13 protein-coding genes are annotated in these 25933 nt (G+C 50.0%); 8 read left to right on the forward strand and 5 right to left on the reverse strand.

Going from position 1 to position 25933, the window contains the following annotated elements:
• Window positions 1–68: 68 nt before the first annotated feature.
• Window positions 69–284, forward strand: a complete 216-nt coding sequence (gene rmf, locus ACOMG9_RS15615; protein WP_448217558.1) for a ribosome modulation factor — start codon at window positions 69–71, stop codon at window positions 282–284.
• 115 nt (window positions 285–399) lie between these two features.
• On the opposite strand, the gene ACOMG9_RS15620 is transcribed toward rmf, so the two are convergent.
• Complete coding sequence (locus tag ACOMG9_RS15620) at window positions 400–1476, reverse strand: quinone-dependent dihydroorotate dehydrogenase (protein WP_422134368.1); 1077 nt, start codon at window positions 1474–1476, stop codon at window positions 400–402.
• Between the two features lie 154 nt (window positions 1477–1630).
• Here ACOMG9_RS15620 and ACOMG9_RS15625 point away from each other — a divergent pair, with 154 nt between their 5' ends.
• Window positions 1631–5614 carry a hypothetical protein gene (locus ACOMG9_RS15625; RefSeq protein ID WP_494529077.1) on the forward strand — a complete coding sequence of 1328 codons (3984 nt, stop codon included), beginning with the start codon at window positions 1631–1633 and terminating at the stop codon, window positions 5612–5614.
• Here ACOMG9_RS15625 and ACOMG9_RS15630 read toward each other — a convergent pair.
• The 3 genes from ACOMG9_RS15630 to ACOMG9_RS15640 all read right to left on the reverse strand — a co-directional run bounded on the left by ACOMG9_RS15630 (window position 5607) and on the right by ACOMG9_RS15640 (window position 16107).
• Window positions 5607–8351, reverse strand: a complete 2745-nt coding sequence (locus tag ACOMG9_RS15630) for a hypothetical protein (protein ID WP_448217560.1) — start codon at window positions 8349–8351, stop codon at window positions 5607–5609. The genes ACOMG9_RS15625 and ACOMG9_RS15630 overlap by 8 nt on opposite strands.
• Before the next feature lie 92 nt (window positions 8352–8443).
• Window positions 8444–11197 (reverse strand): DUF445 domain-containing protein, encoded by a 2754-nt coding sequence (locus ACOMG9_RS15635; RefSeq protein ID WP_494529078.1) that lies wholly within the window; start codon window positions 11195–11197, stop codon window positions 8444–8446.
• An 80-nt stretch (window positions 11198–11277) separates the two neighbouring features.
• A complete protein-coding gene (locus tag ACOMG9_RS15640) occupies window positions 11278–16107 on the reverse strand; it encodes an NAD-glutamate dehydrogenase (protein ID WP_448217562.1) in 4830 nt (1609 codons plus the stop codon).
• Window positions 16108–16733: 626 nt separating this feature from the next.
• On the opposite strand from ACOMG9_RS15640, the gene ACOMG9_RS15645 reads away from it, so the two are divergent.
• Genes ACOMG9_RS15645 through ACOMG9_RS15670 form a run of 6 tightly spaced genes read left to right on the forward strand, consistent with a single transcriptional unit; the run spans window position 16734 to window position 23996 of the window.
• Window positions 16734–17696, forward strand: coding sequence for an AAA family ATPase (locus ACOMG9_RS15645; protein ID WP_494529079.1), 963 nt, complete (start codon window positions 16734–16736; stop codon window positions 17694–17696).
• Window positions 17697–17710: 14 nt separating this feature from the next.
• Complete coding sequence (locus ACOMG9_RS15650; protein ID WP_448217564.1) at window positions 17711–18646, forward strand: DUF58 domain-containing protein; 936 nt, start codon at window positions 17711–17713, stop codon at window positions 18644–18646.
• A complete protein-coding gene (locus ACOMG9_RS15655) occupies window positions 18643–19170 on the forward strand; it encodes a DUF4381 domain-containing protein (RefSeq protein ID WP_448217565.1) in 528 nt (175 codons plus the stop codon). The genes ACOMG9_RS15650 and ACOMG9_RS15655 overlap by 4 nt, the downstream gene beginning before the upstream one ends.
• Window positions 19163–20197: a vWA domain-containing protein gene (locus ACOMG9_RS15660; protein ID WP_448217566.1), complete on the forward strand. Its 1035-nt coding sequence runs from the start codon at window positions 19163–19165 to the stop codon at window positions 20195–20197. The genes ACOMG9_RS15655 and ACOMG9_RS15660 overlap by 8 nt, the downstream gene beginning before the upstream one ends.
• The gene (locus ACOMG9_RS15665; protein ID WP_494529080.1) at window positions 20194–22275 is read left to right on the forward strand and encodes a VWA domain-containing protein; all 2082 of its coding nucleotides are present in this window, start codon (window positions 20194–20196) and stop codon (window positions 22273–22275) included. The genes ACOMG9_RS15660 and ACOMG9_RS15665 overlap by 4 nt, the downstream gene beginning before the upstream one ends.
• Window positions 22269–23996, forward strand: a complete 1728-nt coding sequence (locus ACOMG9_RS15670) for a BatD family protein (protein ID WP_448217568.1) — start codon at window positions 22269–22271, stop codon at window positions 23994–23996. Before ACOMG9_RS15665 ends, ACOMG9_RS15670 begins: the two co-directional genes overlap by 7 nt.
• On the opposite strand, the gene ACOMG9_RS15675 is transcribed toward ACOMG9_RS15670, so the two are convergent.
• Window positions 23974–25860 (reverse strand): F-box/WD repeat-containing protein, encoded by a 1887-nt coding sequence (locus ACOMG9_RS15675; protein ID WP_448217569.1) that lies wholly within the window; start codon window positions 25858–25860, stop codon window positions 23974–23976. The two genes, ACOMG9_RS15670 and ACOMG9_RS15675, sit on opposite strands and share 23 nt — an antisense overlap.
• Window positions 25861–25933 lie beyond the last annotated feature (73 nt).

Genomic DNA, 25933 nt, shown 5'->3' on the forward strand with positions numbered 1-25933 from the left:
ATATTCCAAGTGCTGTAACAGGGTGCCAGGGAGGCATTGATAAACGAATCAGCAAGAGGCAGTACCACATGATGAAAAGACAAAAAAGGGATATGACAGACAGAGCCTTTACCAAAGGATATCGGACAGGTGCGTCTGGACGTTCGAAGGATATCTGCCCACATACGGACCCCCAACTTCGCCAGGCCTGGCTAACGGGCTGGCGGGAGGGTCGCGTAGACAACTGGGATGGCTTGATTGGCATTTCCGGCCTGCAACGGGCCAGTAATGCCTCCTTTCTATAAGTTACCCTATTGTTAAAGCCCATATAAGCCCCGGATCTCCGGGGCTTCTTTCATCTCGTGCAACAACCATGAACGCAGAAGCATATCCCTGAGTCAGAGCCTGCTTAAAAGTGTTTCAACCATGATCACAAGAATAAACGGCCTCTGCCGCTTCACGAATCAGGGAAGGACCTCTGTAAATGAAACCTGAATAGAGCTGAACCAGGCTGGCCCCTGCTTTGATCTTGTCCGCTGCGGTTCTGGCATCCATGACACCGCCCACACCAATAACAGGCAGTTTTCCGGACAGTTCGCAAGACAAGAGTTTAATCACTTCTGTCGAGCGATCGCTTAACGGCGCACCACTGAGCCCACCCTGTTCATCGGCGTTGGCCAAACCCTCAACAGCATCCCTCGACAAGGTGGTATTGGTCGCTATAACCCCGTCCATCTCATAGGAAACCAGTTCACGGGCGATGTCAGCAATTTCATCTTCATTCATGTCCGGTGCAATTTTGATCGCTACCGGAACCCTGCGACCGTATTTGTCGGTCAATAAAGCCTGCTCTTTTTTCAGGGCATCCAGCAGACTTTTCAGGGCATCACCAAACTGCAATTTACGCAGCCCCGGAGTGTTAGGGGATGAGAGATTAACCGTGATGTAGCTGGCATGGGGATACACTTTTCGCAGGCAAGTCAGATAATCACTTTCAGCGTTTTCTACTGGAGTATCAAAGTTTTTACCGATGTTAATGCCAATGATGCCCTGGTAATGACACCTGCGGACATTTTCAACCAGGTGATCAACCCCTTTGTTGTTGAACCCCATACGATTGATCAGCGCCTGACGCTCTGGAATCCGGAAGCACCGGGGCTTTGGATTGCCGGGTTGAGGGCGGGGTGTCACGGTGCCCAGCTCAATATGACCAAAACCCAGACTGCCCAGACCATCAATGCAATCTGCATTTTTATCAAGACCTGCTGCCAGGCCGACAGGGTTTTCAAAGGTCAGCCCCATAACTTCCCTGGGACGGGAAGGCACAGATGGCACAAAAGCACCGGTCAGGCCAAGCCGCTGGCCCGCACCTATCATCTCTAGTGCCACATCGTGTGCATTTTCAGCAGAGAGACAAAATAACAACTTTCGGCCCAGTTGGTACATGAAAAGCCCCGGATAATGTAGATAAACCTGCGAAATTATACGCAGCTTCATTTTGAAAACCAGTGTCGCAGGGTTTTTTATAATTCCGAATTGACTGGCACTAACAAGACGGACAGTTATTCTGACCAAAATGGAAATTTTCTGCCATTCCGAGGGTCTTACTTAATAAGGGACCCATTTAACTGATATTGGCAGGAGGCCAGATATGTTAGAAGTATTGATGGGAAGTGTTCCAAAAAACACAGGTTGCCCAGGCAAGCCTCACTCTTGCCTGAGCCTTGCGCAGAACCCTCTGGCGGATGCAGGAACCTATATTCCCCGCCAGGAGGCCGGAAGCAATGCTACACCTTTCTCCAGACCTCTCTCTGAACACCAGGTCACTCAATCTAACCCCACCGCATTCATCGGAAAAACGTCCATTTCTGCGCCTGATATTGATGACGAGAATGAACTCTTTGAGGATGCCGACGACAACCCGGACTGGATGAAAGATTACGATACCAGAATGGCGGAAACTGCAAATCCCCCTCCCATCCCCCAAAAGGATCACTGGCAATTCTCGGCTCACGACCGGGAAACCCTGATTCGTGAGTATCCCGACTTGCTGGACAGGTTCAGACAAGAAGGTATGGCTGCTGAAGTCATCTCTATGTTGCATCCCTATGGCATTCTCGAACGGATTCTGGATGAGTGCCCGCAAAGCGGTTTTGCCCTGTTACAACAGAGATTGCTGGCACTGGCTGAGGACATAGAAAAAAACTGGTGGGGCATCACTTCCAGCAGACCGGAAGCCAGAAAGCAGCTGGAGGCTTTATTCGACCTGTTGGCAGCTCGTGATTTCGATGCTCTGTTTGAAAAGTTACTTGAATTTGAAACACAGCATGGCAAGACGCCTTTTTACCTCGGGCTTCAAGAGTGCTTCGTGCAGAACCTAAAGACCGACCCCTTCAAACCAGAGAATGTCGGCATCAACCCAGCTGCCGGGTCCTTGAAAAAAATGAACGCTCAAAAAGCGCTGAAGGGGCTCTATTTTCCACCACCGGGTGACTGGAATAACCACTCACAGTTAACCGGGACAATGATTTGGAAAATACCACAAGTTATTCACGAACTGCTGCTGGATCGCTGCAGCACTGACATCATTGAAGCTCGAAAAAAGATGTGCCGTGGGCAGTGGCAAAGTCGTCAGCAACTGCAGTTATTATCAAACCGTCTCAAGTGCCTTGCCGAGATGCCCTGCACGCCCGAAAAACTGACGGACTTCATTGAAAACCCCGATCATAAAGAGGTTCAGGACTTTCTGGAAATGGAATGCCGAAAGCTCTACTTCGAACAGCGCTACCAACACTTAATGTCGATAGAGTTATCGGAACTCTCCATCGACGAGCTGAATGAAACAGAGCAGCAGGTTGGCCATATGCTGGCGATGGAAAAGCATGAGGAAATACCTGCTGACATGCTGACACAGTTAGAGCATTTCCATCACGCCATTCAACTGGTTCGTTTTATGAAACTGGAGCTGGAAATTCCAGTTTCAGAACGGATCTTTATGCTCAAGCCCCCTGCCACCCGGCATCTCATGTACAAGCTGAATAACTGCAGGCATAAGGACGATGCAGAAATAAAGCTGTATCACGCCATCCAGCAATACAGTGATCACCTGCAGGCTTATCATAAAAACCCAAGCTACTCATCCATAGTCGCTTATCAGCAGAAACATCATGACCTCAGGCTGGCTCAGGAAGAGCAGTTGATGGCAGAGACCAGAGCCTTGATAGAACACCCTCAAATGCCTCCCGTTATGAGTTCCGGTGATTATCAGGAAAACCTGCAACTACTGAAAGTGATGGATCAGGCACTGCAGGAAACTGCCCCGGTCAGGCCCGTCAATTCGGGCGAAGAAGCGATGATGGCGGTGGGGTATCAGATCATCTGGCCTCATAGAAAATCCTTTGATGACAAACTGGCCGAACTTCAGCACCTTAAAGATCTGAAAGCCGTTGGCTACTCGTTCAGTGAAGAGCTTCTGAAAACCTGCGAGGCCATTCCCGGTTCTACCACTGGTATTATTAACCGAGTGTCCAATATTGTGCAGCCCACCGCGACCACGATTCAGGACTGGTACAGCGGTAAAGGCAGTGCCTGGAGTGTACTGACTGGAGTACAAGGCAGTTACACAGAGTTGGAAAAGCAGGCCTGTGAGACACTTTCGGGCGTAGTGGCAATCGCCCAGAGTCATCCACGAATGTTCCGTCGTCTGGTCGGAGACTCTGTCCAGACTATTGAGCAGTTAAAAATACTGGTGGGCGCCGGCAATTCAGGACTGGTTTCACAACTTCAGGCAAGAATGTCGGCTGAATCAGCAGCCTCCTGCTTTGCAGGAGATAAAGCCGTTAATGAAACATTCGACCCTACAGACAGCTATGCCAACCACCCTGAACAGGCGGCATTGTTAAAACGGTTCCAATTTCTGCTGCAGGTATCAGACCTGGCTCTGAAAGGCTCTATCGCCCTGAACTTCTTTGCCGACCTTGCCAATCATACGGCAGGTTCCAGACTGGGTAACCTTCTCGGACTGACAGCAGGCGCCCTGCTTGCCGGACCCGCAGGTGGCGTAATGGGCTGGACCGTTGGCGGACTGGCTGGAGCGGTTGCTACCGCAACAACTCATGCAACGGGAGCCGTTGCGATCCGTGAAGGCGTCAATCAACTGGATGGTCGTCAGGTTCGAGTCCTGAATCGTTTGATCAACTATGGACCAGCCTTTGCCAACACATCCAGCCCCACGGATCAGCTGGCACAGATTGCCAGAGGCGTTTCTAAAGAGGGCGGTCTGGCCAAAAGCTTCTGTAACATCTACTTCAACCCCTTTCGAGTCCGTTACAACCGACTGACAGAAGCGATCCATGCCTACAACAAAAAGGAAGCCGGAGCCTTTAGTCGGCTCGCCGCTGAAGGTGCCAAATGCCTGGTCGTTCTGGGTGGCTCAGTCACAACCGGAGCCCTGATAGCCGGAGGCGCTTTCTACGGGAGCCTTCTGAGTGCGGCATTATGGCCCATAGTCGCCTCCAGCTTCGAACTGATTGTCACGACATTGACTGTCGGCAGCGTCATCAGTCGACTATCTAACTCTCTGGATCATGTCGAAGCCCTGGTTTATACGTACAAAGACGGCCTTCACTATTACCAGATGCTGTTGCCGGAAGGCTCCGATGAAAGAGCCCGTATTGAAGCTCATTGCATGGAATCATCAAAACGGATGATGGCTAAAATGACCGCCCAGAGCTCGTTCAAGCAATACCTGCGGGAAACAATCACCGCCGAAGTAGCTAATACTTACTGGCAGCCATGGTGTCAAACCGAAGAGGACAAACATCTGGTTGATAGCGTTAACGCCGGGGTGGAAATGGAAGTCAGCGAATTAGCTGACTCCAGGAAAGAACTGGCAGGAAGCATTCTGAAAAACCACAAAGCCCTGATGATCCTCCAAAGCTATAAAGACAGGATCGATACCCTGACCAAAGATCTCAAAGCCTTTAACACCTTCAGAAGAAAACTCAGGGAATTGGGGCTTCATCCTCCAGAGATCAGCCGTGGCATTGGTTATTACATTCAGGATCAATTACTGGAGATTCCTCTGGCCATCAACCGCCATTGTGGTACCCCCACCCCCGGCACCACCTTGCCAGCCATTGAGAAGACTCTGGAAGACACTTTGAGGCAAACGATAAGGGGTCACTATTTGCTGAAAATGGCTGCTCTTGGCAGACCGGTCAAAAGGGTTTTAGACGAAGATGGTAGTGTTTCGCACCGATCTCTCAGTCGTGATGACCTGCTGACCATCAAAAACCATGTCATGAGTCAGCTCTATAATCGTCTGGAGAAGGACATTTCATCGGCGGCGCTGGAGCGACTGCAGCTGGCGGTTCACACGGCCGCAAAAAGCGTTGAGGACGACTTTGGCAAGGGTCGAAAAGTCAACCTTAAACAGATGAGTACAGCACTGGCCAACCGGCTGGAAGATCAGGGTCGGACCATGCAAGACGTTGAAAGGCTCAGGGTTGCCCGTTTCCGACAGCAACTGAAAGAGAACCCTGATTTTCAGAATATGACCGAAGAAGAGCAGGCTCTGATTATTGATCAGGCTGTTATTGCCATGCCCGGAGAATCAACCCCGGCCTTCACCTGAGAAATACCCTGGCGTGCTCACTGACATCGTCAGTGATTCTGCTGTGTCTGGTTTCAAGCTCTGCCCGATGCAAGTCTGGATCAAAGGGATCGGTATGTTTGGCTGTTTTATGGGTAAAGTCCTGCAGACTCAGAACATTTTCTCTGGCACCGCTCAGTCCACTGTCAAGCATGAAATGATCACCGACTGCAGTTTCACCAGCTGCCGTCACCGCCAACTGATGCCCATGGGCTTCCCTGATGGCAAAATTTTTCTCGAGCCGTTGACGCCGCGTACACAAGACTGAAGTAAACTGGTGATTGATTTTGTCCGATGTAGCCCCTATTGATCCGGACTGATCAATTCCATGATAGTGGGCAACCGCCTGCAACCAGGCTTTGTGAACCACCTTTTTGACACTCTCCAGGGCTTTTTTTGTAGCCCGTTGAAAAGCCTCTTCTGAATTGCCGGGATCCGATCCTGAAGTCGAGCTATTCAGTAGCTGATCCCTGATGTCTCGCTTCAGTTTGTGACAATACTGATTTAAGGGATCTGGCAACTCCATACCAATGTAAACCAGATTCTTGTTTTCTAAACAGCGGGTCTGCATAACCTGATCCAGTGTCCGGCGCTCCAATTCTACCAGGTCTTTTCGGAAGACGACGTTCCTTATAGGGTCATCAGACTCTTTTAACATCTGCAACTCCTGGTAAAGCTGTTCCTTGAAGTGCTGATGAAAATCTTTGTTGAAGACCACCGTCTTCCTGAAATCCTGAAAGGTATTCAGCTCCTGGTTGGCTAATTCCTCACCTTGTTTACCTTCCCAGCTGCAAGCAGCGTATGACCTGCCATAGTTGCCCTTGCCATCCCTCAGGAACTTGTTTCCGAGCCTGCTATTTTTCCCGCTGGCACAAATGATCATATCCACAGGTCGGTGCACAACCGCTTCCTCAAGGGTGTCATGCTTTGCCCTGCCCTGTTGCGCCATATCATAAGCAGGGTTATAACGTGCTTTGACTTTGTAGCCCTCCACTCCCGACTCAACGCCTTCCAGCTCAAAAGCAGCCATTCTTTCCAGACTGGAAGGCCCGCCACCCTCATGGATTTGATTATTCCTTTGCCTCAACTCGTTCAGTCGATCGTGCAAGCCTTCTTCCAGATGCTGAATCGCTATCTCACCATGACCATCGGAACGAACAATGCCCTTGCTTTCCTCACCTTCACCAAAGAGCTCATAGTAGTGCTCACCCAGATAAAACTTCAGCATATCCATCCATTTGAAGTCCAGCCTGACCACCTGACCCTTGTCGTATTCAGTACTTCTGTTATCAAAGACGGAAACATCGGCACCGGCTTCAAATTGTGACAAGGCCAGAGCCAACCCGGTGGGTCCCGTCCCTTCAATCGCTACCCGGGGGTGAGTTCTGGCATCATCATGCTGCTTAATCAACCAGTCGAGCTGTGCCAGATCAATTTCCTGCCCCCTCAAAGTGCCGATTTCCTGAATCTTTAACAGCCTGGTGAGAGTGTCCTGCTGACCTGGCCATTGTTCAGGCTGCGAGAGTATGCTCAGTTCCCATCGTCTGCCCGCTGTCAACTGGATATCCAACAGTGCTCGTCGTGATTCTGCTATCAGCTGCCCCTCTTCTTTGGTCAGGTTTTCACCGGTTTTCAGGCGTTCTCTGATGTTATCTACATCTAACTTGGTGACTTCAGCACTCAGTTGATTCAATGCTTTTCTCACCTTGGCTTTATCCTCAGATAACTGTCGCTTCAGATAAGAAAATTCGCTGCGACGATTGACTAGAATTTTCAGTTTCGGATAACGCTTCAGGTCTTGAACAAGACGGTAGTCTTTTTCCAGTACTAAATTTCTTGGGTAGCTGTGAACGGAAGACTCTGCGCTTGCGGCACTCAAAAATATTTGTTTTACCGCTGTGCGCAGGGGCAACTCATGGTCTGGAATTCTAAAACTATTTGATTCCTCACCCCAGATAGACAATAGATCGTCATACTCATCCTGTGACAGCCGTTCGGGCAACGAATGAAGCGTTTCCCGAATCACCTCTTCGACCAGACACCGAAAATCCCCTGATTGAGCACTACCAGCAAAATGCCGCTCCAACCTGCCAAGATCCTGCTGCAATCTGCTGTCATTCGATATTCGACCTGGTTTGAGGAGTGAAGCCTTGTAGATGCCTTTAACGGCCTCACGAGCATCCTGTAGAGATACCGCTGGAATCTTGTCAATCAGTGCTGGCAAGGATTTTATTCCCTCTTCTGCCTCACTGAGCATCGTGTTTATGTTCTCAGACCTCAAAACAGCGTGGAGAATTCTACCCCGTATGTTTTCTCTTTCCAAACGGCTGAAACCCGGAATAACCCCATCAGACACATCATCTACCAGACGTTTTCTGTCCTGTTTACTAAGCTCCCCGCCCTCAATAGCCTTCATCACCTGATCATGCAACAAAACCTTTGCTTCACGCTCCATGGCCCTTTGCGCTTTTGCGCTGCGAGTGGGAGAAAAAAAGGCAATCAGCCTTTTGAAGAGGTTTCCACGGGGTTTGACACTGATGACCTTTCTCCCCCTGAAACTAGCCAAAGTGTCCTGCCCTGGTGCCCCCGACTCGCTAGTCACTTCAAGCCGGGCTGTTTTTCGTTGTCTGCAAAACGTCTCAAGCTTCCCAACATTGTCCATTAAATCAGCGTATTGAGAACTCGCTTGTGTTCGTCCACCTGCACCTCCAACGCTCATAGTTATAGGCCTCCCTGCCTGAGTGATTAAATAAATACATCAATAACCAGATAATTCCGTTATTGATCAATGCAACCGTCAAAATCAGGTCTTCAGTTGCGACCCAGGAACGCTTTGCCTCGCTGAATCACAAAGTCAGCGGTTCTCTGCTGCCTCTGCTCAAGCTCTTCCCGGTGCAAACGCCTATCAGAAGGATTGACATCATTGGCCGTTTTTTGGGTAAATTCCTGCAATTGCAAAACATGTTCTCTGGCTCCGGTCAGCCCGCTGTAACTCATAAAATGAGGGCTGACTGCGGCATCACCGGCTACTGTTACTGTCAATTCATGTCCGTCTGCCTGCCTGGTTACAACACTTTTCTCAACCCTGTGTTGCTGCACCGAAAAGGCCGAAGCAAACTTGTGATTGATTTTGTCCGATGTGGCGCCCAGTGATCTGGAGTCGTCGATTCCGTAATAATGGGCAACCGCCTGGAACCAGGCTTTTTGAACGGCCTTGACAGCCTCTCTGGCTTTTTTCTCAGCCTGTTTATTAGCCTCTTCCGGATTAACAATACCCGATCCCGGAGTCACACTGACCGACAGATTCCGCTTAATTTTCCCCTCCAGTTTTTTACAATACTGACCAAAGGGCTTTGGCAACTCCATGCCAATGTAAACCAGATTCTTGTTCTCAAAACAGCGAGTCTGCATAACCCGATTCATAGTCTTGAACTCAAGCTCCAGCAGATCCTTAGGGTCGACGACACTCTTTTTTGAGTCAGCAGGTTCTGATAAAAGAAGCATCTCTTTGGAAAGGCTCTCCCTGAAGTGCTCATGAAATTCCTTGTCAAAAACCACCATCTCCCTGAAATCCTGAAACCTGTCCAGCTTCTGGCTGGGTAACTCTGCACCTTTTTTACCTTCCCAGCTACAGACACCGTAAGGCTCGGCACGGACAAGCACTTTGTCCTCCATGAACTTGCCTCGCAGCTGGGTGTTTTTACCTCCAGCACAGATCAGCATATCTACAGGCCGATACTTGACCGCTTCCTCCGGAGTGTGATCTTTTGCCCTGCCCTGTTGCGCCACATCATATTCGGGATTATAACGAGCCCTGACTTTGAAACCCTCCTCCCCCGACTCTACCTCTTCAAGCTCATAGGCAGCCATTCTTTCCAGACTGAGAGGCTGGTCAGTCTCACTGGTCTTATCATAATTCCTGCCCATCAGCTCAGTCAGTCGGTCGTGTAATGCTTCCTCCAACCGATGAATGGTTATCTCGCCAAAGCCATCGGGACGAATGATGCCCTTGCTTTCTTCACCTGCACCAAAAAGCTCGTAATAATGCTCACCCAGATAAAACTTCAGCATATCCAACCATTTGGGGTCCAGCCTGACCACCTGAACTCTGTCGTATTCAGTACTTCTCTTCTCAAAGATGGCAACATTGGCACCGGCTTCGAACTGTGACAAGGCCAACGTCAGCCCTGTGGGGCCGGCTCCTTCAATAGCTACCCGAGGATGAGTTCTGGCCTCATCATGCTGCCTGATCAGCCAGTCGAGCTGCGCCAGATCAACCTCTTCTCCCCTCAGAGTACCGATTTCCTGAATCTTCAATAGTTTTTCGTGTTCCTCCTCCTGAGCTATCCAGATGTCAGGCTGCAGGAGCATTGCCATGTCCCACCGCCTGCCCGCCGTCAACTGAATATTCAGCAGTACACGTCTTGATTCCGCTATCAGCTCTCTTTCTTCTCTGGTCAACGCCTCACCAGCTTTCAAGCGTTCTCTGATGGCTTCTACATTTAACCGGGTTACTTCATCACTCAAACGCTCCAGCTCCTCTGTCACCTGAGCTTTATCCTGAGCTAACTGCATGATCAACTGCTGAATCCTGTCAAGACCGAATCGCGATTCGAGTTCAGAATCACGGCGCATTGCGTCAATAAAGCGAGCAGTTTTCTCCTGCACCAACTCTCGTGGGTGGCCGTGAATAGAAGGTTCTTTGCGGGTGACATTAATGAACGTTTTATCGATAACTCTAGCCAGGGCCCTGTCACGGTTTGTATCAGGAAAGTGACTCCAGTTAGCCAATAACTGCGTATATTCATCGTCTGACAGGCGTTCAGGCAAAGAGTGTATAACCTCCTCAATGACCTCATTGACCAAATCCCGAAAACCATCTAACTGGCGGGTAACTTTAAAATGCTCTTCCAGCCTCGCAATATCCTGATGCAGTCTGCTGTTATCCGGTATTCGCTCAGGGGCAAGGAGCAAAGTCGTGTAATAACCTTTAATAGCCTCGCGGGCATCATAAAGAGAGACGGACGAAATGGTGTCAATCAGTTTTGGAAAGGCTTTTACTCCGTCTTCTGCCTCATTGAGCATCATTCCTATGGATTCAGGCCCCTGAAACACGTTGAGGCTTTCGAGGTGGCTGAGAGTTTTTTCTCTCATCCCTTGCCTCTCCTCTTGGCTGAACCCGGGGATAACACCAGTGGCAACAGCATTGATAAGACGGCTTCTATCCTGTGTATCCAGATGTTTGTCACGAAGCGCCATCAAGACCTGGTCGTGCAACACAGCCTCGGCATCTCTTTTTTGTATGGCTCTGATCTCTCTTACTGACTTTCTGAGAGTAAAAAAGTCAAGCAGCCTTTTGAACAGGTTCTTACGGGGTTTGACCTTGACAACCTTTCTCCCTCTGAAAGTCGTCAAAGAGCCCTGCTCTGTTCTCTCAGGACATTCAGTCACTTCAATCCGGCCCACTCCTCCTTTTTTATGAATCGCCTCAAGCTCTGAGACATTTTTCATTAAATCAGCGAACTGAGAACCCGATCCTGGTGCACCCGTGCCTTCTATATTCATTGCTCCTGGCCTCCATGTCTGAGTGATAGATCATACACGACGATAAAATAATATTTCTGGTATAGGTCTCACTTAATCATTCACTTAATAGTTTGTACCGGTAGGCTGCTCGCCTGAGCCAGTCCCATCAGTTCCCGATTAGCCACAGTAAACATCACCATTTCGTGCACACTGGCATTACGAATTTCGGATAACATAGCCTGCCAGCGAGCCACCAGCCCCTGGTGCTGCACCACCCATTCATCCAGCTTCAGAGTAAGATCTTCCTCTTCACTGCCGGTATTGAGTAATGCAACCGTCAAAGCGATCTGCTGCCAGGTCAACTCGTCACGAATACTGTTACGGGCTAATGACTGCCAGTGATTGGTCACCTCTATATTGCCCAACTGTACGCTGTACCAGTTCAGCTCCAGCCGCTCACCCACTGCAAAGTAAGTCCGGGCGACCTTTTCTATAGGTTGCCCGGTCTGATCGGCGGCCTGAATAATTGACAGGGCACTCAACAGGTGTCTCAGGCTACAAACGACTTTGGCCAGATTTTTTGGCACCTGATGACTGACCATCTCAGCCATTTTGCTATCCAGCTCTTCTCTCTCGGACTCACTGAGGTATTCAGTAAACGACTCGATAAAGCTACTGATCAGTGGACCAAAATGTTCAATACACTCTGCTGCTACCAGATCCTGACGTTTGAGCCGGATAAACCAGCGGCTGGCACGACGGGTCAGTTTGATCAGCGACACCATCATTTGCTGCTGCACACTGCTGGGAATCTGGTTATCCATATTTTCGATGGCCTGCCAGTAATCAGAGATACCGAAAACCTCCCGACTGACCATAAAGGCCCGGGCAATCTCCGCCGCACTGGCACCGGTGGTCTGATGAACCCTGAGCACGTGAGTGATCCCCATCATGTCAATCATATGATTGGCTGTCTGGGTTGCTACAATTTCCCTTCTCAGACGGTGTTGATCAATCTGTTCTGAAAACTTTTCTACCAGAGTATCAGGGAAAGAGGTATGCAACTCACGGGTCATGTAGGGCTCATCAATCACATCCGAACTGATCAGTGCTTCCTTGAGGTCCGCTTTACTGTATGAGATCAGCAACGACAATTCCGGACGGGTTAACCCCTGACCCGCTGACAACCGTTCTGCAAGGGCTTCATTATCAGGCAGGAACTCAATAGACCGGTCAAGTTTGCCTTCCCCTTCCAGGTACTCCATGAAGCGCCGGTATTCATCCATGCGATTACGGACTTCCAGTTCTGCCAGGGAAAGCGCCTGAGTCTGGCGATAGTTATTGGAAAGAACCAGTCTGGAAACATCGTCGGTCATGCGTTCCAATAATGCATTGCGCTGTTTCACGGTCATGTCACCACTGGCGACAATATCGTTGAGAAGAATCTTGATATTTACTTCGTGGTCAGAGCAGTCAACCCCGCCAGAATTATCAATAAAGTCTGTATTCAGTGCGCCACCCTGCAGGGAATACTCAACCCTTCCCAACTGGCTGAGACCCAGATTACCACCTTCACCTACCACTTTGGCCCTGAGCTCACAGCCGTTGATACGCAGTGGGTCATTAGCCTTGTCACCGACATCGGCATGACTTTCATTAATGGCTTTCACATAGGTGCCAATACCACCATTCCAGATCAAATCGACGGGAGCCCTTAACAGCGAACGTATCAATTCATTGGGCGTCATTCGGCCTGCTTTGATATCAAAGCGCTCCTTCATTTCGTTTGAAATCGTCACGGACTTGGCGTTGCGGGAGAAGATCCCACCGCCCTTGGAAATCAGAGACTTGTCATAATCCTGCCAGCTGGAACGGGGAAGATTAAATAACCTCAGCCGTTCAAGATAACTGCGATTTACATCAGGGTTTGGATCCACAAATATGTGTTGATGGTTGAAGGCAGCGACCATTTCCAACGTTTCAGAAGAGAGCATACCGTTACCAAAAACATCCCCGGACATATCCCCGACGCCAATGACCGAGATGGGATCTTCCTGAACATTCACTCCCCGCTCACGGAAATGACGCTGTACCGAAACCCAGGCCCCTTTGGCGGTAATACCCATTTTCTTATGGTCATAACCGACACTGCCTCCGGAGGCAAAAGCATCGCCCAGCCAGAAGTCGTATTCGTGAGCAATCTCATTGGCAACGTCTGAGAAAGTGGCGGTTCCCTTATCAGCTGCCACCACCAGGTAAGTATCATCATCGTCATAAAATACGACAGACTTCGGATGGATAACATCGGATTCAGAAAGATTATCAGTGATATCCAACAAAGCACGAATAAACGTCTGATAACAGGCCACCCCTTCTTCCACGATGGCTTCCCGATGACCATCTACCGGCAGCTGTTTGGCAACAAAACCGCCTTTGGCACCCACCGGAACAATCAGGGCATTTTTGACCTGCTGAGCCTTGACCAGACCCAGAACCTCAGTCCGGTAATCTTCCACCCGGTCAGACCAGCGCAGCCCTCCCCGCGCGACTTTACCACCCCGGAGATGGATACCTTCTACCCTGGGCGAGTAAACAAAAATTTCGTAAAGTGGCACCGGCTTTGGAATATCGGGAATTTCCCGTGGTGACAATTTATAGGAAATATACGACTTTGTATTACCATCAGAATCAAGCTGGTAGAAATTGGTTCTCAGGGTGGCCATGATCACACTCTGAAAACGGCGAACAATCTGGTCTTCAGTGAGCACCGTCACCTGATCCAGAGCCTCAAGAATCCCTTGCTGAATCTGCTGCTGTCGTCCGAGCCGTTGGGAGTTGGACAGAGACAACTCAGGGTTAAAGCGTGTTTCGAACAAGGCCACCAGCATGCGCGTAATTTCTATATTGTTGCATAAGGTTTCAGCAATATAAGTTTGACTGAACCCCATCCGAATCTGTTTGATGTAGCGGGAATAGGATCGCAGCATGGCTACCTGACGCCAGCTCATACCACAGGCCAGCACCAGCAGATTAAACCGGTCATTCTCAGCTTCCCCGAACCAGACCTTTTCAAATGCCTCCTTGAAGGTCTTGTCAACTTTCTGAATATCCATCGACTTTTGTGGGTCATAACACAACAGAAAGTCATGAATCCAGATGAGCTGACCATCGCTCTTGCGAATCAGGTAGGGATACTCAGCCAGCACCCTCAGCCCCAGGTTCTCAATAATCGGGATCTGGTCAGCCAGTGGCAGTGGTTCGATATAGTGATACAGCTTGAAATGAATGCGGCCAGGCTCATCGTCCAGAGAGCGGTAGAATCCCATAGACAGTGATGATTTTTCATTGATGCGCTCAAAGTGTTCAACATCAACAACCGCTGACTCTGGCGAAAATGCCTCTTTGTAACCGGCAGAAAATCCTGAGGCATATCTGGCAACCAGTTGATTGCCCTTGGCTTCGCCATTGGATTCCAGCAGTGCTGAACGAAACTCATCAATCCAGGAGCGGGTGGCCAGGGTCAGCTCATCATTGATCGCCTCCAGATCATACTCAATGCGCCCACGCAGCTTGAATATAAAATGCACCCGGGCCAGAACAGACTCGGAAAAATACGTGGTGAACTCCGAGTCAACCGCACACAGCCGCCGGCAGAGAATCTCTTCCATCTTGAGCCGCAGGCTGGTGCTATAGACATCTCGGGGGACAAACACCAGTGCGGAACAAAAAGTGCCATAAGGATCCTGACGGATATAGATCCGGATCTTCTTGCGCTCCTGAATCCTGAGGATGGACATTGCCGTGGTGAACAGTTGCTCTCTGGGTGTCTGAAACAGTTCATCACGGGGGAAAACTTCCAGAACCTGTTCCAGATCCTTACCATGATGACTTTTGGGATCCAGCTCGGAACGCTCAATCACTTCCCGGGCCTTGTGATTAATGTAAGGTATCGAGAAAGGGCTCTGACGATAAACCGGAGAGGTATACAGACCCACAATTCTGGTCTCACCTACCACCGAGCCATCCTCTGCAAATTGTCTTACCGTGATGAAATCGGGATAAGCGGGACGATGAACACTGGATCGGACAGCCGCCTTGGAGAAGGAAAGCCAGTCTTTCTGCTCAAAGAAGTCCTTTTCTATAAAAGGCTCCAGTTCGTGCTGACCGATTTCCCCCTTGTGGGTGGTTCTCAAAAGTCCCAGCAATGAATCGGAAGGACGAATAATCTGGCGCTGACCTTCACTTTCTGACACTTTGAGCTCTTCGTAACCGAGAAACGTGAAGTTGTTGTTTAACAGCCAGTTCAGAAACTCCTTAACCTGCTCTGCCTGCCCCCCGACCATAGAGCTTGCCAACTGCTCGACACGACTCGACATGGACCGGTAGTCTTCAACCACCCTGGCCACATCAGCCATTACCGCAGCCACCTGCTCGGCAATAGCCTCCAGTTCCTCTTCATTATCCTGGCGATCAATCTCTACGAAGATAATCGCTTCCCTGTGAACCGTGGCCTCGGTGTTCGTATCGAACACCAGATTAAACTGGCTGTCCCTGCGGTTATGAATGACGGTATTGCGCAGGTTATGTATGGTCAGGCCGCGCTCATTCAATTTCATTCTCAGGGAGTCCACCAGGAAAGGCATATCCCGATGAATCAGTCTGAGTATGGTATGGGTTGAGTGCCAGCCGTGATGGGGATAATCCGGATTCAATACCTCTATTTCCGGACGGTCAGGATCATGGTGCTGGATAAACTTCCAGAACGAAAGGGTTGAGCCCAGAAGGTCCCGGCGTCGGCATTTGTTCAACTCCCGTCGGATATCCATGAAATAGTACTGGTATACAAACTCACGAAGAGCTTCTTTCTGCTGTTCGGGTATCTGGGCGCTTAACTCCTCAATAATTTTGTCCAAATACTCCTTTCGTTCCAAAGTCTCGTGATGACCCATGCTGGCATCTCCGGTTAAGAAAAATGTATTGCCAAGGGCCGTTGACGTCCTTGTCAGCCTGAAAATGACTACGTCAACAGCTTTTGAATATTAACGGTTCCGTTTAAGAAATCTTTTGGCAGGGATGGGCACAACAAACAGGTTTATAGCCTGAAAGGAAACTTTTCAGGGAAAGACGCTGTCTAAAACAAATTCACCCAAGCTGTTACTAACTTATCGGCCTTTGCACTCTTATAAAAGAGTCAGGAGTCTCTCTGTCCAGAATTCGAAAAGAAGTTGTCAGATAACGGACAGCTTCCCTCGGACGACTAGACCTGAGCGGCTACTGAACCTATATTACAGATTCTCTACCTGACTATAGGTAAAGGCTGTGGGCTTTGCCCAACCGGACTCTCAACATGGACAATGATGGATGGACCCAGCGATGAAGCCGAATGCAACAGGTAGAACAGGGTGAACCGAACCGGCTAACACCATCGAAGCCATATAGAGGCATCTTATAACGCAATATGAATAAGGTATCTGTTGTCGCTGTTAGGGTACGGTAACAAACCCATATAATCACAGGCAGCTGTCAGGCATGTCCACCGCTCAGCCGCCAGAAGCTATCCGGGATTCAAGATTCTATGTCTAACAATTCAGTATTGAATGAACTCAGGCAGTACCTGTGTAACAGTATTATCGGACAGGAGCATCTGGTAGATCGTTTATTGATTACCCTGCTGGCCGATGGACACTTGCTGGTCGAAGGCGCCCCGGGCCTGGCAAAAACCCGGGCCGTCAAGGCTCTGGCCGATGGTCTGGAGGCTGGATTTCACCGTATCCAGTTCACACCGGACCTGCTGCCGGCAGACGTTACCGGTACCGATATTTATACCCCTGAAGACGGCAGCTTCCACTTCCAGCCTGGTCCTATCTTTCAGAATCTGGTGTTGGCCGATGAGATCAATCGCTCTCCGGCCAAAGTCCAATCCGCTTTGCTGGAAGCCATGGCTGAGCGCCAGGTCAGCGTGGGTCGAAAAACCTATCCACTCCCTAAAGTATTCATGGTCATGGCCACCCAGAACCCGATTGAGCAAGAAGGTACTTACCCTCTCCCGGAAGCTCAGCTGGACCGCTTCCTGATGCACGTCCGGGTCAGTTACCCCGATGTAGAGTCCGAGCGACTGATTCTCAAGCTCGCCTGCGGTGAAGCCATGAAACAGTCTCCGGTAAAACCGGTTACGCCCGTGAGCCAGGCTGACGTTCTGGCCGCGAGACAGGAAACCCTGGCCGTTCACATGGAACCCGTGGTTGAGGAATACATCGTTCAGCTGATCAATGCCACCCGCCACCCGGCCCTCTACAATGATCGTCTGGGTGAATACCTCGATTACGGTGCCAGTCCCCGTGGTACGATTGCCCTGGACCGCTGTGCCCGCGCCAGAGCCTGGCTTAACGACAGGGATTTTGTCAGCCCGGATGACGTACAGGCGGTTGCCCACGATGTCCTTCGGCACCGACTTCTGCTGAGTTTTGAGGCAGAGGCCGAAGGAAAAGACGCTGATCACATCATTGATCAGTTACTGAATCTGGTTCCTGTTGCCTGAGCCGGGAGCAAAGAATGAGTGGAGCATACTCGCAACTGAAAGAGCTGGTCGGCCTGCGTTTTCAGGCCAGGGAACTGGCCATTTTCCGTCAAAACCGTGCCCGCAGTTTGCTGGCAGGCACAGGTTATTCCCCTTTCAAAGGCAGAGGGATCGACTTCGAGGAAGTGCGGGCTTATCAACCTGGTGACGACATCCGGTCTATTGACTGGCGCGTCACAGCCCGCAGGATGAAACCCCATACCAAACTCTTCAGGGAAGAACGAGAACGCCCGGTTCTGGTTCTGGTTGACCAGAGTCATTCGATGTTTTTTGGCAGTCAGTTGAACTTCAAGTCTGTCACTGCTGTCGAAGCCGGTGCTTTGCTGGCCTGGGCCGCGCTCCAGCACAGTGACCGTATCGGAGGTTTAATTTTTGATGAGCAGGGACTCAGTGAGATTCGTCCCAAGCGTTCCAAAAAAACCCTGATGCACCTGCTCAACAAGCTTGAACATCATAATAGAAGTCTCAAGGCTGAAACCATCCCTCACCAACCACAGGACAACTATCTGGGCAGAGCATTGCGACACGCTCGCAGGGTGGCTCATCCGGGTACTCATATTTTCGTAATCAGTGATTTTCAGCAGCTTGACGAAGAAGGCTTTCGCCACCTTTCCCGGCTTTCAGGACATTGTGAGTTAATGGCCATACAAGTGACAGACCCGCTGGAATCTGAGTTGCCCAGACCCGGACGCTATGACATCACCAATGGGATGCATCAGCAAACCATCAACACCCGCTCCAGAAACCTTCGCCAGCAATACCGATCCCGGCATCATCACTTTCAGAACTCCCTGAAAAGCCAGCTTGCCAGTCTCAAGGTGCCGCTTCTGGAGCTTGGGGCTGACCAGGATACCGGCTCTCAACTTCAAGCCTGGTTTGGCTCCCGTATAACCCCCCGGAGGTCGGTATGACACCCAATCCTCTGGATCAACTCCAACCCAATCATCTGCCTGACCCGGTCAGTTTCTGGCCGCTGGCTCCCGGCTGGTGGCTATCCGCCGTTTTGATAATAGTGGTTGTCACCCTGACGACCTTATTTGTGGTTCGCTACATTCGTCGAAATCGTTACCGCAGGCAGGCACGCAAACAGGCCCATATTATTTTCAGCGCCTATCAGAATCACCAGAATTCGCTACAGTTTGCCAACGACTGTAACCGTTTACTAAAACAGACAGCACTGCATGCCTACCCGGCCGAAAAGGTTGCTTCTCTTCACGGGACCCCCTGGCTGGAGTTTCTCTCCCGAAAGAGTGGCATCCTTGCATTCAGCGGGAAACCCGGACAGTCTCTGGGCGACGCCCGTTTTCAAAAAATGCCTGTGGCAAACGAAATGTCCACAGAAAAAGAAACGTCCACCGCGAAAGACAAATCAGAGGTTGATGTGAACCAGCTCCATAAACTCACAGTCCGCTGGATCAGGAAACACCATGCTTGAGTTGCAATGGCCCTGGATGTTACTGGCCGCCCCCCTGCCCTGGCTGGTTTATCGTTTTGTAAGCCCTGCCCCCCGTGCCGCTGGCGCGGCTTTAAGAGTCCCTTTTTATCGAGATCTGGCCGATATTGCCGGTGAACATTCTGAGCACCGGGAAACACTTAAGCGTTGGCAGAGCCTGATCCCCTGGCTGATCTGGATGCTGCTGGTGCTCGCCGCTTCAAGACCGGCCTGGCTGGGAGAAACGGTTCAAATAGAGAGATCAGGAAGAGATTTGATGATCGCCGTCGACCTCTCCGGCAGTATGGAAATCGCCGACATGGAACTGAATGGCCAGGCAGTGAATCGTCTGGTGGTGACCAAACACGTCCTCAACGACTTTATTGACCAACGCAAGGGCGACCGACTTGGACTGATTCTATTTGGAACCCAGGCCTACCTGCAGGCACCTCTTACCTTTGACCTGAAAACCATTGGCACTCTCATGGATGAATCTACGATTGGCATGGCAGGCAACAAAACCGCCATTGGTGATGCCCTGGGTCTGGCAGTAAAGCATCTTCGTAAACGCCCCCAGGACAGCAGGATTCTGATACTAATGACCGATGGTGCCAACACCGCTGGAGAGATTACGCCTGTCCAGGCTGCAAAGCTGGCCGCTTCAGAAAACATTCGCATTTATACCATTGGCCTGGGAGCGGATGAAATGATTCAGCCCGGCCTCTTTGGTTCATCCATTGGCGCACGTCGGATCAACCCCTCTGAAGACCTGGACGAAAAAACCCTGAAAGAAATTGCAGAGCTCACGGGTGGACAGTATTTCCGGGCAAAAAATACCGAAGGGCTTGAAAAAATATACGACGAACTCGACAACCTGGAGCCTGTAAAGCAGAACAAAGAACGCTTCAGGCCCAGCATAGCGCTGTTTTTCTGGCCTCTGGCACTGGCCCTGATTCTCAGCCTGATTATGGCAACACTGAGAGTCTTTCCTGAAGCATCTATTAGCCAGACAGGGAGGAATCGCCAGTGAATGCGTTTATCAGTCAATTCCATTTTCTACGCCCACTGTGGTTGCTGGCCTTCATCCCGTGTCTGATTCTGCTGATCGCTCTCTGGCGTCAACAGCTGCAGTCCGGAGACTGGAAACGGGTTATCGCCCCTGAATTGTTGCAACACCTTTTGCAGGGTCGCAATAAGAAACAGAACCGACTCCCAGTCTACCTGCTTCTGGCAGGCTGGACACTGGCTGTTCTGGCACTGGCAGGCCCAACCTGGCAAAAAATCCCCACTCCTGTCAACAAGAGCCTTCAGCCCATGGTAGTCGTAGTGGATATGTCCCACAAAATGTTTGCTAAAGACGTTACACCCAATCGACTTTCCAGAGTTCGTTACAAACTGCTGGACCTGTTTAAAATGCGTAAGGACGGGCTTTCAGCTCTGGTGGCCTACGCAGGCTCAGCCCACACTGCGGCTCCCTTAACAGACGACAATCGTACTTTAGCCAATCTGGTTCCGGCGCTGAGCCCCCAGATTATGCCGGAACAAGGAGATAACGCCCTGAAGGGCCTTGAGCAGGCCGTTGAATTACTCAAGCAAGGGGCGGGGGAAACAGGCGATATCCTCCTGATCACCGACCAGGTTCCAGATACACAGGTCAGCGAGATACGCTCACTGCTGAAGGATAGTGGCAGCACTCTCTCAATTCTGGGCATTGGCAGCGAGGAAGGCGCTCCCATCAGCCTGCCCGAAGGCGGCTTCCTTAAAGACAGACAAGGCACCATTATTATTCCGAAGAAGGAACGTCAGCAACTGCGTCAGCTTGCACAATCGACAGGTGGCGTTTACGCCGACATGACTCTGGATGATAGTGATTTGCAAACCGTTCTGCCAAAAGCGGGACTGAATGACGACTCAGTCAGAGTTGAGAGTCAGTTTGACCAATGGCAGGATGTCGGCTTCTGGTTGGTGCTGCTGATTTTGCCTCTGGCAATGGCCGGTTTCAGAAAAGGCTGGTTAACCGTCTTTCTGGTGGCTGCGTTACTCCCTTCTCCCCCGGCAGAAGCTGTGGAATGGAACAGTCTCTGGCAAAACAGTAACCAACAGGCTATGGAAGCACTCAACAACAAAAACCCCGAACAGGCCGCTGAAAAATTCACCCAACCGGACTGGAAAGCTGAAGCTCTCTATCAGGCAGGTATGTACGAAGAAGCAGCCACTGAGTTTGCCCGTTCCGATACCGCTGACGGCTTTTACAATCAGGGCAATGCTCTTTCCCGAGCCGGTAAACTCGATGAAGCGGTAGCAGCCTACGACAGAGCCCTTGAGCTAAACCCTGCCATGGAAGATGCCGCCGCCAATAAAAAGCTGATTGAAGAACTGATAAAGCAGCAACAGCAGCAGCAACAGCAAGAGGCTCAGAACAACAACCGGCAGCAGAATCAACAGAATCAACAGAATCAACAGAATCAACAGAATCAACAGAATCAACAGAATCAACAGAATCAACAGAATCAACAGAATCAACAGAATCAACAGAATCAACAGAATCAACAGAATCAACAGAATCAGCAAAATCAGCAAAATCAGCAGAATCAACAGAATCAGCAGAATCAGCAGAATCAGCAGAATCAGCAGAATCAACAAAAAGATCAGAGCCAGCAGGGTCAGAGTCAACAGAATCCGCAACAAGACTCTGATAATCAACAACAAAGTTCCGACAAGGGTCAGGAAAATCAGCAACAGCAGAACCCGCAAAATTCTGGTCAGCAGAATAAGGAGCAAGAACAATCTTCTCAATCCCGGTCAGCACAGCAGCAACAGGAAGATCAGAAAGAGCGCTCATACTCTGGTCAGCAGGATCAGGAGTCTGAACAACAGAATCCAGCTGAGAGCAAGCAACAACAAGCCAGTGCCGGAGAGCCTCAGGAACAGGGTGATCAGGCGCAGCAAGCACTGCGATATCCTGAAGAACAGCAAACCACCAGCCCGGACCAGCAAGCCATTGAAAATTGGTTAAAAACCATACCGGACGACCCCGGTGGCCTACTCAGGCGCAAATTCCTTCAACAACAGAGAGAGCAAAAAAGACAACAGGAGCAGTCATGGTGAAGTCAATTTTTTTCAAACTCAGTAAAGTACTGATCCTGCTGACAGGGTTGTTTCTCACTGCACAGGGGATGGCTGCACTGACTGCCTCTGTTGACCGGACTCATCTGGCAGAATACGAGACTCTGGAACTCACCCTCAGAACAGACAGTGATACCAGTGCTGCCCCCGATTTGTCACCCTTGGAAAATGACTTTGACATACTGGGGACCCGCCAAAGTCGTCAGGTTCGAATTATTAATGGTAAAAATGAATCCTGGCGTGACTGGATTATCACGCTTTCACCTAAAAAGTCCGGTCGTTTGCTGATACCCAGCCTGCAATTAGAAGGTATGACTTCAAAAGCTATACGATTGGAAGTATCCAACACGCCCACTGAACAAAAAGCCGGATCAGGTGGGATCGGCCCGGTTTTCATCCGAACTGAAATCAGTAATGAAACACCTTATGTTCAGGAAGAAGTGATCCTGACCCTGAAGATTTACTATCGGGTCCAGCTTTACGACGACCGTCGACTTTCACCCGTAAATATCGACGGTGCTATTGTGCAACAACTGGGGGAAACCCGGAACTATGATACGGTTATGGACGGTACCCGATACGGTGTCTTTGAACTGAACTTCTCGATTCACCCGCAAAAACCAGGTCCGATGGACATTCCGGGCCTGACTTTTTCAGCCACCATGCCAGACCGCCGGGATACTTTTGGCAGTATTTTTTCAATGAGTGGCAAGCCCGTTGCAGCCCGATCTGCTGAAATCACCCTCAATGTCCGGCCACAACCAGACAGCTTTAAAGGTCCGGTCTGGCTGCCTGCCCGAAAACTGACCCTGACCGATGGCTGGAGTGCACCACTGGACAAGGTCAAAGTGGGCGACGCCATCACTCGAACCATTGTTGTAGAAGCTGAAGGACTGACCGGTGTTCAGTTGCCTGCCATTACCATGCCCAGACTCGACGGCATCAACGCTTACCCGGACAAGTCTGCGACCGATGACAAGGCAACAGACTCGGGGGTTATTGGCAGCCGAATAGAAGCCATCGCCCTGATTCCAACCCGCCCCGGAAAGATTGAACTCCCTCCGGTGCATTATCAATGGTTTGATACCAAAACCCGGACCGAGAAAGTCGCTACCATTCCTGCCAAAACCATTACCGTGCTGCCATCGGAAAACGGCGAAGTATTAACAATGACTCCAGAGATTCCAACCCAGACTACCGAAAAGAATGCAGAAACAGTTTGTCCACCTGTGGTTGCTAATCTCACCACCCAGGGGCCAGGCTGGCTTTGGCCTTCTTTATCTGCCCTGTTTGGAGTACTCTGGCTGATCACTTTATTGGCATTATGGCGATGCCGGTCTTCCCGAAAACCAGCGATTGAGTCTTCCGCCATCACAGAGCCTCAGGGATTCAATGAGAAAGAAGCCTGGCAAAAATTTGAAAATGCCTGCAATGCCGATGACCTGATTCAGATCCGCCGATGTTTTATTGAATGGGTTCAAGCTCTGTCTGGCAACTCAGGATTATCGACCATGGACAGATGTTTGAAAAAACTCAACAGTGATCCATTAGTGGCTTCGTTCAACCAGCTTGAAGCCAGCCTTTATTCAGGTCAGGAACAAAAGCTTGATGCAAGGGAGCTGATTATGGTGTGCACGCAACTGCGTAAAGAGCAAAAGAGCAGCGAAACAAACAATGGCCTTAACAGTCTTTATCCGGGCTAGTAGTTCTGAGCTCTGAAAACTCTTGTTGGCCAGGTGATTCTGGCCGCGTGAGTGAAAGCAATGAATCATTCATGCAAAGTTTATTAATTTGGACCTTGTTACCACAACAGGCGGTTACCACATGGCTGCCATCGCCACTGAAGGTGGCGAAAATGATCCGATAATCATGAACAATGGTGGCTTTTTCGACCCATGATCCATCAGCCTTCTGGCCAAAGATTCTCACCGTGTTGCTGTCTTCACAGGCGGTTACCAAATGGTAACCATCGGGGCTGAAGGTGGCTGAGATGACCGGACCTTTATGGGAAAAGTTGGCTTTTTCGACCCATGATCCGTCAGCCTTCTGACCATAGATTTTCACCGAGCCATCCACACATCCCGTCACCACATGGCGACCATCGGGGCTGAAAATGGCTGAGATGACAGCGTCATCATGATTAATAGTACGCTCTACTTCCCATGATCCGTCGTCTTTCTGACCACAGATTAGCGCAATGTCATCATCACTGGCCGTCACCAGGTAGCGGCCATTGGGGCTGAAGGCCGCTGTGTTGACATGGTCACCATGGGAAATACTGTCTTCGTCTTCTTTTCCCCATGATCCATCGTCCTTCCGACCGTAGATCTGCACCGTGTTATCGTCACTGGCTGTCAACACACGGCGGCTATCAGCACTAAAGGTGGCTGTGTTGACAATGTCATCATGGTCAATGGTGACTTCTGACTCCCATGATCCATAGACGATTTTCACCCTGTTATCGAGACCGATGGTCAACAGATAACGGTTATCGGGGCTAAAGATGGCCGACGCCACCCAGCCTTCATGGCAAATGGTGACTTTTTCTTCCCATGATCCATCGTCCTTCTGGCCATAGATTTTCGCCGTTTTATCACTACTGGAGGTCATCACATAACGGCTATCAGAGCTGAAGGTGGCGGTGTTGACATAGTGATCATGGGAAATGATGGCTTCTTCTTCCCATGAGCCATCGTTCTTCTGACCATAGATTTTCGCTTTGCCACCTTTACTGGCAGTCACCACATAGCGACTATCTGGGCTGAAGGTGGCTGAGATGACTGTACTTTTATGGGAAATGACGGCTTTTTTGTCCCATGATCCATCAGCCTTCTGACTATAAATTTTCGCCGTATTATCTCTACTGGCGGTCACAAGATGACGACTATCGGGGCTGAACGTAGCTGAATGAACCTCATCCTCATGAGAAATGGTGAGTTTTTCTTCCCATGTTCCATTAGCCTTCTGACCGTAGACTTTTGCCGTTCCATCAAGACTGGCCGTCAGCAGATAGCGGGCATTGGCACTGAATTTGGCTGAGACAACATAATGACGATGAACAATGGTGGCTTTTGGCTCCAAATTAAACGTTTCACACTGAGACATCAGTCGTGCTCTGGTGAAATAGAATAGTGCAGGAAAATGAGTACTCTCCCGGAGTTCTATAAGTGATTTGACTAATGCTTCATCCTTCGTGAACGGTCGTAGCCTGTTATGGAGTTGTTCTTCATCCTCTGCAGGAAGGGCTTTCTTTAGTTGATATCGGTGCTCTGGAGTAAAGCGGTGATACCAGGCCTCTGCCAGAGCATGATTGCTTTTAACAACCTTGTGTAAGTAAGTAGATACCTGCTGTAAACAGGTAATATCCCGAAACTCCAGCAAGCGAATAATTTTGAGGGTTAACTCCTCGGGTAAATCCTGCAATAAGACTGTTTTCTTTATCTCGGTATCAGGTATAGCGATGGATCTACCCAAACTGGCACCCGATGGTTCTTCCTCCAATCGTGCGTCCTTGGTTGGGGGTATGGATGAACCAACCATGTCGGATTTATTAGTTGAAGAATGCACTTGTGGTTTCTCCTAAATGACCATTTCAGGACATTTAAAATTGATATGTAACTTAGAAGTGTTTTTAAAATAA

This window comes from Endozoicomonas sp. PH6C (assembly GCF_059322965.1).